Genomic DNA, 13,877 nt, shown 5'->3' with positions numbered 1-13,877 from the left:
TGCGCAGCCCAGCGGGAGCAAGCTCCCTCGCCACAAGGGCCCCAACTTCAGAGTTGCGTCAGATCAGAACACCGAGACGTAATCGCCCAGCTCGACCTGTACCGATTTGATGCGTGTGTAGTTGGTCAGCGAGCTGATGCCGTTTTCACGACCCACGCCCGACTGCTTGTAACCGCCAACCGGCATCTTCGCGTCGGACTCGCCCCAGGCGTTGATCCAGCAGATACCGGCTTCCAGTTGATGAATCACGCGGTGTGCGCGGTTCAGGTCTTTGGTGACGATACCGGCGGCCAGGCCGAAGTCGGTGTCGTTGGCGCGACGGATCACTTCCTCTTCGGTCTCGTAGGAGAGGATCGCCATCACCGGGCCAAAGATTTCTTCACGGACGATGGTCATCTCGTCGGTGCAGTCGGTGAACACGGTCGGCGCGACAAATGCACCTTTGGCGAATTCGCCGTCGGTCAGACGCTCGCCGCCGCACAGCACGCGGGCACCTTCTTCTTTACCCTTGGCGATGTAACCCAGCACGCTTTCCATGTGGGCGAAGCTGACCAGCGGGCCGAAGTTGGTGTTTTCGTCTTCCGGGTTGCCGATGCGGATGCGCGCTACGCGCTCGACGATCTTGGCTTCGAAAGCGGCTTTCAGGTGGCTCGGCACGAATACGCGAGTACCGTTGGTGCAGACCTGACCGGAGCTGTAGAAGTTAGCCATCATCGCGGTGTCGGCGGCGCGATCGAGGTCGGCGTCGTCGCAGATGATCAGCGGCGACTTGCCGCCCAGTTCCATGGTCACGTCTTTCAGCGAGGAAGCCGAAGCGCTGGCCATGACTTTCTTGCCGGTGTCGGTGCCGCCAGTGAAGGAGACTTTTTCGATGCGCGGGTGCTCGGTCAGCCAGGTACCGACTTCACGGCCGCTGCCGGTCAGTACGTTGAACACGCCGTTTGGCAGGCCGGCTTCGGTGTAGATCTCGGCCAGTTTCAGGGTGGTCAGCGAGGTGACTTCGCTTGGCTTGAAGATCATTGCGTTACCGGCGGCCAGGGCCGGTGCGGATTTCCACAGCGCGATCTGGATCGGGTAGTTCCACGCGCCGATACCGGCAACCACGCCCAGTGGCTCGCGACGGGTGTAGACGAAGGAAGTGTCGCGCAGCGGAATCTGCTCGCCTTCGATCGCCGGCACCAGGCCTGCGTAGTATTCCAGCACGTCGGCGCCGGTGACGATGTCGACGTATTTGGTTTCGGAGAAGGCTTTACCGGTGTCCAGGGTTTCCAGAGCAGCCAACTCATCGTTGCGCTCGCGCAGGATGTCGACGGCGCGACGCAGGATGCGCGAACGCTCCATGGCGGTCATCGCTGCCCAGATCTTCTGGCCCTTTTCAGCGCTGACCACGGCACGCTCGACGTCTTCCTTGGTCGCACGTTGCACTTGGGCGAGGACTTCACCGTTCGCCGGGTTGATGGCTTCGAAAGTGGCATCGCTGCCAGCGTCGGAGTACGCGCCATCGATGTAGAGTTTTTGCAGTTCGAAACGGGCCATAGTGTCCTCGCAAGTGCATTGGTTGGTTGGCGTTGACCATCGCGGTGGTGCTGCGATGGCGGTTCAGGGGCCGAGCGTTTTCTGTGTGCTCTAACTCACCTGCTTGGCCAATTGGAAATCCATGTATTCGTAAGCGATCTGTTGCGCCTGCACCGTGTCGAAAGCGTCTCCCGACAGCGCGCCGCGCAACCACAAGCCGTCAATCAACGCTGCCAGTCCACGCGCGGCGCTGCGCGCATCTTCGAGCGGCAGCACACGGCGGAACTCGCAGCACAGGTTGGAATACAGACGGTGATCGTTGATCCGCTGCAACCTGTGCAAAGACGGCTGGTGCATGCTGGTGGCCCAGAAGGCCAGCCAGGTTTTCATTGCCGGGCCATTGACCTGGCTGGCGTCGAAGTTGCCTTCGATGATCACCTGCAGATGCGCCCGTGGGCTGCTGTCTGCCAGCGCCTGACGGCGCGCGGTGACGTTCTCGCTGAGGACATTCATCAGATACCGCATCGTGGCGGCGATCAGGCCGTTCTTGTCCTGAAAATAGTGACTGATGATGCCATTCGAGACACCGGCCAAACGGGCGATCAGCGCAATGCTGGCGTCCCCCATACCGACCTGATCGACCGCTTGCAACGTGGCTTCGATCAGTTGTTGGCGGCGGATGGGTTGCATACCGACCTTGGGCATCTTGCACATCTCCTTAGGCCTTCCAACGGGCGATAAACGCCTATCGGATTGAGGGCCAGTCTATTTTGTTTTGATTGAACGTTCAATCAACAAAGAATAAGATCTGCGACAAATCGTCGCTGCCTACAGATTTTTTCTGCTTGTAAATGGCGATAAAACGACATCCGAAAATGCTTGAAACCTGCGTGGGGCATGGCGCGGTTCGCTGTTCGATGGACGTGTTGAATGGGCAAGACGCTCGGGGCCAGGTTTCGGATGAACGTCCGCACAGCTTTGGCCACGAAAGCGATTCGCAACGCCATTTCGGCAGGTTCGGGCTTTTTTCGGGGTGTCTTTATATCACCCGCCGGTCGGCTGCCAACTAACCGATTGGTCGGGTTCCGTGTTGCCTTGTGTTCTTCTCTCGCACTGCCTGGAGCATTTGTGCCATGAGTTCTGCCTCGCTAATAAAGACCCCGCCCGAGAAGGTGACGGTCAACGGTTGGGTGTTTTACACCTCTACCGCGTTGATTCTGTTGTTGACCGCCATTCTGATCATCGCCCCGCAAGAGGCCGGCAGAATGTTGGGTATGGCTCAGGCCTGGTTGTCGCGCAGCTTCGGCTGGTACTACATGGTGGTGATCGCCGCTTACCTGGTGTTTGTGGTGGGCCTGGCGTTTTCCTCGTACGGCAAACTCAAACTGGGCAGCAAGGACGACACCCCGGATTTCAGCTACGGCGCCTGGGCGGGGATGCTGTTCTCGTCGGGTATCGGTATTTCGCTGCTGTACTTCGGCGCGTCCGAGCCGCTGGACCATTACTTCAATCCGCCGGAAGGCGCAGCGGCCACCAACCTGGCCGCGCGTCAGGCGGTGCAACTGACCTTCCTGCACTGGGGCCTGCACGGCTGGGCGATCTACGCACTGGTCGGTCTGGCCGTGGCGTACTTCGCGTACCGTCATAACCAGCCGCTGGCCCTGCGTTCGGCGCTGTATCCACTGGTGGGCGAGCGTTGGGTCAAAGGCGCGGCCGGTCACGCGGTGGACGGCTTCGGCATGTTCGTGACCCTGCTGGGTCTGGTGACCAACCTGGGGATCGGCTCGCTGCAAGTGTCCTCCGGCCTGGAAAACCTGTTCGGCATGGAACACAGCAACACCAATCTGCTGATCGTGATCATCGTGATGAGCACCGTGGCGACCATCGCTGCCGTGTCCGGTGTGGAAAACGGCATTCGTCGTCTGTCCAACCTGAACATCGTGCTGTTCAGCGGCCTGCTGATTTTTGTCCTGTTGTTCGGCCCGACCTTGCACTTGCTCAACGGCTTCGTGCAGAACATCGGCGACTACCTTAACGGCGTGGTGCTGAAGACCTTCGACCTGTACGTCTACGAAGGCGACAACGCCAAGTCCGACCGCTGGCTGGGCCTGTGGACCCTGTTCTACTGGGCCTGGTGGATTTCCTGGGCGCCATTCGTCGGCATGTTCATCGCGCGTATTTCCCGTGGTCGTACCGTGCGTGAACTGGTGGCCGGCGTGCTGCTGATTCCGCTGGGCTTCACGTTGGCGTGGCTGTCGATCTTCGGTAACTCGGCACTGGATCTGGTGATCAACCAGGGGGCGGTGGAACTCGGCAAGACGGCGCTGGAACAGCCGTCGATGGCGATCTACCAGTTGCTGGAACACTACCCGGCGTCGAAAGTCGTCATCGGTGTGTCGATCTTCGTGGGTTTCGTGCTGTTCCTGACTCCGGCCGACTCCGGCGCGGTGATGATGGCGAATCTGTCCTGCAAGGGCGGCAACGTTGATGAAGATGCGCCGCACTGGCTGCGGATCTTCTGGTCGGTGGTGATCACCCTGGTGACCATCGGTCTGCTGTTCGCCGGTAACTTCGAAGCCATGCAAACCATGGTGGTGCTGGCCGGTCTGCCGTTCTCGGTGGTGCTGGTGTGCTTCATGTTCGGGCTGCACAAGGCCATGCGCCAGGACGTGCAGATCGAACAGGAGCAGGCGCAACTGGCTGAGCGCGGTCGTCGTGGTTTCAGCGAGCGTCTGACGCAACTGGACCTGCAACCGAGCCAATCGGTGGTGCAGCGTTTCATGGACAAGCAGGTCAGCCCGGCGCTGGAAGACGCTGCTGCACAAATGCGTGCACAGGGCCTGGAAGTGCAGACGCTGTTGGGCAAATCCAAGCGTTGCATGGGCGTGCGCATCGAGATGGAAGAGGGCAACCCTTTCGTCTACGAAGTGAGCCTGGACGGCTACCTGGCGAACCCGACCGAATCGGCCCAGTCCGATGAAGCGCGCCAGCGTTACTACCGCGCCGAGGTGTATTTGCACAACGGCAGCCAGGACTACGACCTGATGGGCTTCACGCAGGATCAGATCACACGCGATGTGCTCGATCAGTTTGAAAGCCATCGGCAGCTCCTTGGCCGGGTGTACAGCTAAGTTGCAGGTGGTGCGGTGTTTCTGTCTGATGCACCGCGCCGCATTCTTCGCGAGCAAGCCCGCTCCCACATTGGAATGCATTTTAACTGTGGGAGCGGGCTTGCTCGCGAAAAGGCCATCAACCACAACACGGTTTGACCTGATTCCCTGACAAACAAAAACGCCGCGATCCTCTCGCGGCGTTTTTGTGTCTGCGGTTCTTACCCCAGGTTCTTGCCCAGCAACGCGTGATACAGCTCGCTGTCGCCAAGAATCCCCACCACATGGTTGTTGTCGTGCAGCACCAGTTTGTTGCCGGTCTGGTAGCGAATCTGCAGCGCATCGCGCATGCCGATGTTCGAGTCCACCAGGGTCGGCTTGCGTTCCAGCGCTTCCACCGCTTGCCCCGGTGCCCAGTTCTGCAGGTTCAGCACCGAACCGTTCTGCCGCGCGCCCTTGATCGTGTTGCCTTCGGCCAGATCCAGCCACGAATCGCCACCCGGGTCGAGGCACACCGAACCGTTGATGCGTTTGCAGTTGTCCAGCGTGCGCATCAGGCTGCGGCCACACAGGACGTTGAGCGGGTTGGTGTGGGCCACGAAGGTGCGTACATAGTCGTCCGCCGGGTTCAGCACGATCTCTTCCGGCACGCTGTACTGGATGATCCGGCCGTCCTTCATGATCGCGATGCGGCTACCCAGTTTGAGCGCCTCGTCAAGGTCGTGACTCACGAACACGATGGTCTTGCTCAGCTTGCGTTGCAGTTCCAGCAGTTCATCCTGCAGACCCTGACGGATCAGCGGGTCGAGGGCCGAGAACGGTTCGTCCATCAGCAGAATGTCGGCGTCCATCGCCAGCGCCCGGGCCAGGCCGACACGCTGCTGCATGCCGCCGGAGAGTTCATCGGGCTTCTTGTTGCGCCATTGGGTCAGGCCGACCAGTTCGAGCTTGTCGTCGACCAGCTTGCGGCGTTCCTTTTCCGGTCGGCCCTGCATTTCCAGACCGAAACTGATGTTCTCGCGCACCGTCAGCCACGGCATCAGGGCGAACTTCTGGAACACCATGGCGATGCGTTTGGTGCGCATCATTTTCAGTTCGGCCGGCGTGCAGGACGCGATATCGATCTGCTTGCCTTCGTGTTCGACGAACAGCTTGCCGCGACTCACGGTGTTGAGGCCGTTGATACAACGCAGCAGGCTCGACTTGCCGGAGCCGGACAGGCCCATCAGTACGCAGATCTCGCCTTTGTTGATGTCCAGGCTGGCCTTTTCAACGCCGACGATCTGCCCGGTTTTTTTCAGGATCTCGCTGCGGGTCAAGCCTTGATCGAGAAGTTTCAGTGCTTCGCGCGGATCCTTGGTGAAGATCACGTCAACGTTATCGAAGCGAATTATGCTCATGAGTCACCCCCTGCTTTGGCGTCGGGTTGTTTGCAGATACGGTCGAGCATGATCGCCAGCAGTACGATCGCCAGGCCCGCTTCGAAGCCCAGGGCGATATCAGCAGTGTTCAGTGCGTTGACCACCGGTTTGCCGAGTCCGTCGGCGCCCACCAGTGCCGCGATCACCACCATCGACAGCGACAGCATGATGCACTGGGTGATGCCGGCAGCGATGCTCGGCATGGCGTGAGGCAGTTCGATCCGTGAGAGCAATTGGCGACGCGAGCAGCCAAAGGCCTTGCCGGCGTCCATCAGTTCTTGCGGGACATCGCGGATGCCCAGATAGGTCAGGCGGATCGGCGCAGCGATGGCGAACACCACCGTGGAGATCAGGCCCGGCACCACACCCAGCCCGAAGAGGGTCAGGGTAGGAATGAGGTAAACGAAGGTCGGTACGGTCTGCATCAGATCGAGTACCGGACGCATCACCGTGTAGAACATCGGCTTGTGCGCGGCGACGATGCCCAGCGGCACGCCGATGACCACGCAGACCAGGGTTGCGAACATCACCTGGGCGAGGGTTTCCATGGTCTCCTGCCAGTACCCCAGATTGAGGATCAGCAGAAAGGAGGCGACCACAAACGCGGTCAGGCCCCACTTGCGTTGAATCAGATGGGCGATGATTGCAATCAGGCCAATCAAGACCAGTGGGTTGAACCAGGTCAGCGCAAACGTCACGCCGTGGATCATCGTTTCCAGTGTCACGGCGATTGCGTCGAAGGTGTTGGCGCCGTGTTGCGTCAACCATTCAACGAAGCCCGCGATGTACTGGCCTAAAGGGATTTTCTGATCAATCAGCATGGTAGTGAACGTCCGCATGCAAGGAAATAAACAGCCCGGACGGCGTGAGCCGTCCGGCATAAGCGATTACTGGAGTTTGGCTTTCACGGCCTCCAGGCCTGGTTTACCGTCAATGGTGGTCACGCCAGCAAGCCAGGTATCGAGCACCTGTGGATTCTTTTTCAGCCAGGCCTTGGCGGCCGCGTCAGGCTTCATCTTGTCGTCCAGGATGTTGCCCATCAGTTCGCTCTCCATGTCGACGGTGAACTCCAGGTTTTTCAGCAGTTGGCCAACGTTGCTGCATTCCTCTGCGTAGCCCTTGCGGGTGTTGGTCGCCACGGTGGCGGCGCCGAAATCCGGGCCGAAAAAATCGTCACCACCGGTCAGGTATTGAATCTTGAAGCGCTTGTTCATCGGGTGCGGCGCCCAGCCGAGGAACACCACGGCGGTGTCGCGTTTCTGCGCGCGGTCGACCTGCGACAGCATGCCCGCTTCGGACGATTCGACGACCTTGAAGCCGGCGGTTTTCAAACCGAAAGCGTCCTTGTCGATCATGCTCTGGATCAGGCGGTTGCCGTCGTTGCCAGGCTCGATGCCATAGATCTTGCCATCGAGCTCTTTCTTGAATTTGGCGATATCGGCGAAGTCATGCAGCCCCTTGTCGTACAGGGCTTGCGGTACGGCGAGGGTGTACTTGGCGCCCTTGAGGTTGGTGCGCACGGTTTCCACGGTGCCAGCGTCGCGGTAGGCCTTGATGTCGTTTTCCATGGTCGGCATCCAGTTACCGAGGAACACGTCCATGTTCTTGCCGTCGGCCAGCGACTTGTAGGTCACGGGTACAGAGATCATGGTGGTCTTGGTCTTGTAGCCGAGGGCCTGGAGCACGACGGAGGTGGTGGCGGTTGTTGCGGTGATGTCGGTCCAGCCGACATCGGAGAAGTTCACGGTACTGCACTGCGCCGGTTCTGCGGCTTGAGCCAGTAACGGCAGACTCAGCATGGCGGCCAACAACAACGACGGGGAACCTTTCATGGATGGACTCCTTGGTGTTTTTTTTGGCAGTGTTCCGACTGAGGACCACCGCACTTATAGGTTGCGGTTGGATGGCGTTCTGGAGACAGCTCTACCACGGCGCCTTGCAATCGAGTCATAACGATCATGTACCAGTGAAAATCTGACGCCTACAGGGTGGGTCGTATCCAGTACAGGGATGGTCGCATCCAGTGTCAGTGACGTCGTTTACAGCTTTTTTCTACCCGGTTTGGCCATCTGAACCGCATAAAAACGGCGAAAACACGGGAGGAAACCGGCACGGCGTTGGTGGGCATGAGTGCGTCGGTGTCAGACGCCGAGCGACCTGACAAAAGCCTGATGATGCGGGCATTCCGGCGGATCGCAGCTTGAGCGTAGCAGCTCCGCCAGCGGGCGCTTAACGCCCGGGAACGGCATCCTCAGGAGCTCTGCAGCAATGGCTATCAGCGTTTTCGACCTGTTCAAAATCGGCATCGGCCCGTCCAGTTCCCACACCGTCGGCCCGATGCGCGCCGCCGCCCTGTTTGTCGAATCGCTGCGCGACCGGCACCTGCTCGAGCAGGTGCGGCGTATTGAAGTGCAACTGTTCGGCTCGCTGTCGGCCACCGGTATCGGGCACGGCAGCGACAACGCAGTGATCATGGGCCTGATGGGCGAGTGGCCGGACGCAATCGACCCGTCGCAAATCGGCCCGCGCATTCAGGCGCTGCGTGAAACTCACACGCTGTTATTGGATGGTCGCCTGTCGGTCCCGTTTATATGGGCCCGCGACATGCGCCTGATCGACGAAAACCTGCCGTTCCACCCCAACGCCATGACCCTGATTGCCGAAGGCGATCATGGGGAGATTCATCGCGACACCTATTATTCGGTCGGTGGCGGCTTTGTCGTGGATCAGGCACAGGCATCCAGCGGCGTGGTCGATCTGGATCGCACCGAATTGCCTTATGACTTTTCCAGCGCGGTGGAGCTGCTGCAGTTGTGTCAAAAGAACAACTTGCGCGTTGCCGAATTGATGATGGCCAACGAAAAGGTCTGGCGCAGCGAAGAGGAAATCCGTGCCGGGCTGATGAAGCTGTGGCGGGCGATGCAGGATTGCGTCGAGCAGGGCCTCAAGCATGAAGGCATCCTCCCCGGTGGCCTAAATGTGCGTCGGCGTGCAGCCAAGTTGCATCGCAGCCTGCAGGAATTGAACAAGCCCAACGTGATCGGCTCGACCCTCAGCGCCATGGAGTGGGTCAACCTGTTTGCCCTCGCGGTCAATGAAGAAAACGCGGCCGGCGGGCGCATGGTCACGGCGCCGACCAATGGCGCGGCGGGGATCATCCCGGCGGTGTTGCACTACTTTATGAAGTTCAGCGAAGCGGTCACCGACGCCAACGTCGTCGACTACTTCCTGGGCGCGGCGGCGGTGGGCATTCTGTGCAAGAAGAACGCCTCGATCTCGGGTGCCGAAGTCGGCTGCCAGGGCGAGGTCGGCTCGGCCTGCGCGATGGCAGCCGCAGGGCTGGCGGAGATTCTCGGCGCGACGCCGGAGCAATTGTGCAACGCCGCGGAAATCGGCCTGGAACACAACCTCGGCCTGACCTGCGATCCGGTGGGTGGGCTGGTGCAGGTGCCGTGCATCGAGCGCAATGCGATTGCTGCGGTGAAAGCGATCAACGCGGCGCAGATGGCCCTGCGCGGCGATGGCCAGCACTTCATCTCGCTGGACCGGGTGATCCGCACCATGCGTGATACCGGCGCTGATATGCATGACAAATATAAAGAGACCTCGCGGGGTGGGTTGGCGGTTAGTGCGGTTGAGTGCTGAATCAGCAATACCGAGTGGAATTCTTCGCGAGCAAGCCCGCTCCCACATTGGAACCGGGTGTTCACAAATTCTGTGTTCACTGGAGATTCACTGTGGGAGCGGGCTTGCTCGCGAAGAGTCCAGACCAGTCAAAACTGCTCACCAAGTGCACACGCTAATCAGATCACGCCACCTTTTAGCGCGTCGCAATCAGATAAGAGCCTTTCCCACTCGCAGTACGCCATTCGCACCCCCTACCGTCCGTCACCCGTGCTTGCGGTGACACTCTGAAACAACTGCGCGCAAGCCCGTTCCCACAAGTGCTACCGATCTGCTCACAGGCAGCGGGGCAGGGCTCTCGGCGCCGCTGATGGCACTTCGAAACACCCTGTGTCCGACGTCTTGAATAGACACGTCGCGACGTCGTTTTCAGGAGTTATTGAACAGCCATTCAATTTTAGGCATGGCAATTGCTCTGTCATAACAAAGCCCGTCTCCCACGCGAGAACGCCGGCAATAACAAGAGCCTCCGCCTGAGGCCATCACCCGCTTTGTGTGAGGAGATACCGCGATGACGTCGTTCAACTCCGGGGCCCAACCCCAGAACCGTGCGCCTCAATCCATCGGCTTTCTGCTGCTGGACAATTTCACGCTGATTTCTCTGGCCTCCGCAGTCGAGCCCCTGCGCATGGCCAACCAATTGTCCGGTCGTGAGCTGTATCGCTGGAGCACCCTGACCGTCGATGGCGGCCAGGTGTGGGCCAGTGACGGTCTGCAAATCACCCCCGATGCCTCCATGCACAAAGCCCCGCCCCTGGACACCGTGATCGTCTGCGGCGGGATCGGCATTCAACGCACCGTGACCCGTGAACACGTTTCATGGCTGCAGAGCCAGGCCCGTCAGTCCAAGCGTCTGGGCGCGGTGTGCACCGGCAGCTGGGCTTTGGCTTGCGCCGGTCTGCTCGACGGTTTCGATTGCAGCGTGCACTGGGAATGTCTGGCGGCGATGCAGGAAGCTTTCCCGCGCGTGGCGATGAGCACCCGACTGTTCACCCTCGACCGTAACCGTTTCACCAGCTCCGGCGGCACCGCGCCACTGGACATGATGCTGCATCTGATCAGCCGCGATCACGGCCGTGAACTGTCCGCCGCGATCTCGGAAATGTTCGTCTACGAACGCATCCGCAACGAGCAGGATCACCAGCGCGTGCCGCTCAAGCACATGCTCGGCACCAACCAGCCGAAGCTGCAGGAAATCGTCGCGCTGATGGAAGCCAATCTGGAAGAGCCGATCGACCTCGACGAACTGGCGGTGTATGTCGCCGTGTCGCGTCGCCAGCTGGAGCGGCTGTTCCAGAAATATCTGCACTGCTCGCCGTCGCGCTACTACCTCAAGCTGCGCCTGATCCGCGCGCGGCAACTGCTCAAGCAGACGCCGATGTCGATCATCGAAGTTGCGTCGGTGTGTGGGTTCGTCTCGACGCCGCACTTCTCCAAGTGCTACCGCGAATACTTCGGCATTCCGCCGCGTGACGAGCGCGTCGGCTCCAACACCACGCAGCAAGTGGCGATGCTGCCGCTGCCGCAGGCGATCGTGATGTCGCCGCTGTCTGGGCCGATGTCGGCGTTGAGTCAGGCGCGTAATGAGTCGACGTTTGCCAGCGTAAGGCTGTAGACCGAACAGTTTTTGTGGCGAGGGAGCTTGCTCCCGCTCGAGCGCGAAGCGCTCGTTAAACCTGCGAATGCGATTTATCTGGAACAGTGCATCTGCCGGGTTGGGGCCGCTGCGCGGCCCAGCGGGAGCAAGCTCCCTCGCCACAGTTATTTGTCAGGCGCTATGGCTTTGCTGGTAATCCGCCAACGCCGGCAACAACTGCTTGTCGATCGCCTGGCGCACTGCAGGCTGGATACTGGCGCCGCTGGTGTACATGTCCTTGACCATCTTGCGCAATTCAAACGCGCGAACATTGTCCAGACCACGCACCGCACACTCACAGGCCTGCTCGGCGGTCGAACCGCTCGGCACCTGAAACCCCAATGCCTTGAGCTGGCCCAACAAGTCTTCCTGATCGATCAAATCGGCATACATCATGGCGCGCTTCCTTCTTCGGCAACGGAGGTCGTGATTCGATTCTGGTGGGCGGGGGGAGTGACGGCAAGGGCGATTTGTCGCAGTGGCCGCGACGGCTATGAACAGGTCGTTTTCGGCTAACTCAGTACAAAGGGGAGTCGGCACACTGACCTCAGCTCGCTACAGACGGTTTGGTCACCCTCGATTGGCAGCTCCTCAACAGTACCCTCTGCCCCGATCCTGTCACGGCTTGTATCGGGGCTTTTTTTGGCTGTGAATCCGGGAGCGATGTGTGGTTGGCTCTGACGCCTTCGCGAGCAAGCCCGCTCCCACATTTGAAATGCGTTCCAGTGTGGGAGCGAGCCTGCTCGCGAAGAACGATGACGCGGTTTACCTTTGCAACACCAGAATCCGCGACAACAACTCATCCCGATCGATGTAGCAGCCCTGAAAATGCCGCGCCCCGGTCGCCGGGTCAAACGCATTGCGCGCATGCAGCGTCCGCCGATTATCAAAGCACCACAGCTCACCCGGATTAAGCCGCTGCATCAGCCGAAACCGTGGCTCGCGGGTCATCGCGATCAAGCGCCGATAGGCGCGATACAGCAGCGGCATCTGCTCCACCGATGTATCGAACGCTCCGCGCAGAAAGTTCGCCATGCGCACCTCCGCGACTCGCCCCAACGCGTCCAGCGCAATAATCGGCGCCAGGCAGCGATAGTCGCTATGACGATCCTTGTTGCGGAATTCCACGGGGATCTCGCACAGCGCCTGAAACAGCTCCGGTGCTTCCTGACGCAAAGCATCGGCAATCGCAAAACCGTCGACGAAAATACTCTCGCCACCCTCGGCATCATTCACCAGGCAATGCAGAAATTGCAGCCCCGGTTGCAGCTCGCGAGTCGGCAAATCGGTGTGCAATGGCAGGTTGAAAGCGGTGTAGGCGTTGCTGTCGGCATCGGCCTTGGACTGCACGTTGAACAGCACGCCGAAGTTGCTCTCGCGGATGAACGAAATGCGCTGGGCGATCAGCTTCAGCGAACCCGGCTCGGTGGGCACGCCGCGCACTTGGGTCAGGCCGATGTCGCGTACCGCGACCAACCATTGCAGCAGCGCGCCGTTGTCGTTCATCAGCGCTGAATATTCGTATACCGGTAGCTGCAAATTGCTGCGCCACAGATAGGGCTGGGGTTTGGCCGCCAGACGTTCGGCGCGGGACTCGTCGTCATAGGCGTGCGCACGCAGCCAGCCCGGATCGAAAAAGCGACTGCGATGGCCATCCTGCCAGTCGATCAGCAGACAGCCGTCGCTGTCGATGTGCGCGTGGGCGGGGACGAGATCCGGCGCAGCATCGACGATCTCGAATACTTGCTCGCGGGTGACGTTGTAGACGCACTGCTCGCACGGGCAGTTGTCCCGCAACCAGACATGATGAAACGGACTGATGCGGCCATCGGCCCAGGCAAGCGAAACGCGATCCGTCAGGTTCTGCACGCCGCTCAGCGCGCTGATCAACGGATAAGTACGGAAATCGGCAACAGCGGCAGCGGTGTACATGGCGGCTCCTTGCGTGGGAGGAATTAGCGGGCGGGTGGCAGGGCGATGACGCGGCCGATGTAAGCCGGGGCGGGCAAGTCGACTTGCTCTAAAACGATGGCTTGCAGGCGGCTCAAGGTGTCCGGGGTGAACGGCGCGGAACGTGGGCCGGCGAGGTCGACGTGCAGCAGCATCTGCTCGTTGCCGGCCAGTTCCTTGTCGTCGCCCGCCAGGTGCAGGCTGTGATAGAGGTGCAGGCGTTTGCTGTCGTGGCCGATGATTTGCGTGCGCACTTCGACCTCGGCGTCGAGCTTCACTTCGTGCAGATAATTCAGATGCAGTTCGAGGGTGAACAACGAGTGGCCGCTGGCTTCGCGGTTGCTGCTGTCCATGCCGAGACGGTCCATCAGGGCATCGGTGGCGTAACTGAAGATCAGCAGATAGAAGGCGTCGCGCAGATGGCCGTTGTAGTCGACCCAGTCGGGGATGATGGTGGTTTGGTAGGTGGTGAGAGTGGGCATGGTGTCAGATCCAACATTAATAGTGACTGGGGCTGCCGTCTTCGCGAGCAAGCCCGCTCCCACATTGGAATGCGGTCAC

General features: G+C 60.2%; 11 protein-coding genes. 3 read left to right on the top strand and 8 right to left on the bottom strand.

The features are described from left to right. Positions 1–63: 63 nt before the first annotated feature. Both betB and betI read right to left on the bottom strand, forming a co-directional pair. Positions 64–1,536, bottom strand: coding sequence for a betaine-aldehyde dehydrogenase (gene betB / locus AC1RBR_RS24975; RefSeq protein ID WP_027610639.1), 1,473 nt, complete (start codon positions 1,534–1,536; stop codon positions 64–66). Between the two features lie 90 nt (positions 1,537–1,626). Next, positions 1,627–2,220: a transcriptional regulator BetI gene (gene betI, locus AC1RBR_RS24970; RefSeq protein ID WP_095137483.1), complete on the bottom strand. Its 594-nt coding sequence runs from the start codon at positions 2,218–2,220 to the stop codon at positions 1,627–1,629. A 485-nt stretch (positions 2,221–2,705) separates the two neighbouring features. On the opposite strand from betI, the gene AC1RBR_RS24965 reads away from it, so the two are divergent. Then, positions 2,706–4,646: a BCCT family transporter gene (locus tag AC1RBR_RS24965; protein WP_492567271.1), complete on the top strand. Its 1,941-nt coding sequence runs from the start codon at positions 2,706–2,708 to the stop codon at positions 4,644–4,646. A 200-nt stretch (positions 4,647–4,846) separates the two neighbouring features. On the opposite strand, the gene choV is transcribed toward AC1RBR_RS24965, so the two are convergent. From choV to AC1RBR_RS24950, 3 genes are all read right to left on the bottom strand, one after another. Then, positions 4,847–6,025, bottom strand: coding sequence for a choline ABC transporter ATP-binding protein (gene choV / locus AC1RBR_RS24960; protein ID WP_007962646.1), 1,179 nt, complete (start codon positions 6,023–6,025; stop codon positions 4,847–4,849). Next, entirely contained in the window at positions 6,022–6,867 is an 846-nt protein-coding gene (gene choW, locus AC1RBR_RS24955; RefSeq protein ID WP_492566999.1) for a choline ABC transporter permease subunit, read from the bottom strand. The genes choV and choW overlap by 4 nt, the downstream gene beginning before the upstream one ends. Positions 6,868–6,933: 66 nt before the next feature. Beyond that, positions 6,934–7,878, bottom strand: coding sequence for a choline ABC transporter substrate-binding protein (locus tag AC1RBR_RS24950; protein ID WP_007959751.1), 945 nt, complete (start codon positions 7,876–7,878; stop codon positions 6,934–6,936). Positions 7,879–8,314: 436 nt separating this feature from the next. On the opposite strand from AC1RBR_RS24950, the gene AC1RBR_RS24945 reads away from it, so the two are divergent. Continuing rightward, positions 8,315–9,691, top strand: coding sequence for an L-serine ammonia-lyase (locus tag AC1RBR_RS24945; protein WP_492566998.1), 1,377 nt, complete (start codon positions 8,315–8,317; stop codon positions 9,689–9,691). A gap of 550 nt (positions 9,692–10,241) precedes the next feature. After that, complete coding sequence (gene gbdR, locus AC1RBR_RS24940; protein ID WP_007949927.1) at positions 10,242–11,345, top strand: choline metabolism transcriptional regulator GbdR; 1,104 nt, start codon at positions 10,242–10,244, stop codon at positions 11,343–11,345. Positions 11,346–11,498: 153 nt separating this feature from the next. On the opposite strand, the gene AC1RBR_RS24935 is transcribed toward gbdR, so the two are convergent. The 3 genes from AC1RBR_RS24935 to AC1RBR_RS24925 all read right to left on the bottom strand — a co-directional run bounded on the left by AC1RBR_RS24935 (position 11,499) and on the right by AC1RBR_RS24925 (position 13,798). Continuing rightward, positions 11,499–11,762, bottom strand: a complete 264-nt coding sequence (locus AC1RBR_RS24935) for a hypothetical protein (protein WP_007962640.1) — start codon at positions 11,760–11,762, stop codon at positions 11,499–11,501. Between the two features lie 369 nt (positions 11,763–12,131). Beyond that, positions 12,132–13,298 (bottom strand): gamma-butyrobetaine dioxygenase, encoded by a 1,167-nt coding sequence (locus tag AC1RBR_RS24930; RefSeq protein ID WP_492566996.1) that lies wholly within the window; start codon positions 13,296–13,298, stop codon positions 12,132–12,134. Positions 13,299–13,321: 23 nt separating this feature from the next. Then, on the bottom strand, positions 13,322–13,798 hold the full coding sequence (locus AC1RBR_RS24925) for a thioesterase family protein (RefSeq protein ID WP_492566994.1): 477 nt from the start codon (positions 13,796–13,798) through the stop codon (positions 13,322–13,324). Between the last annotated feature and the right edge of the window lie 79 nt (positions 13,799–13,877).

Source organism: Pseudomonas sp. GW823-FHT01D03 (genome assembly GCF_058798255.1).
The sequence above is the reverse complement of the archived record's forward strand: the minus strand, read 5'-3'. Positions and strand labels throughout refer to the sequence as shown.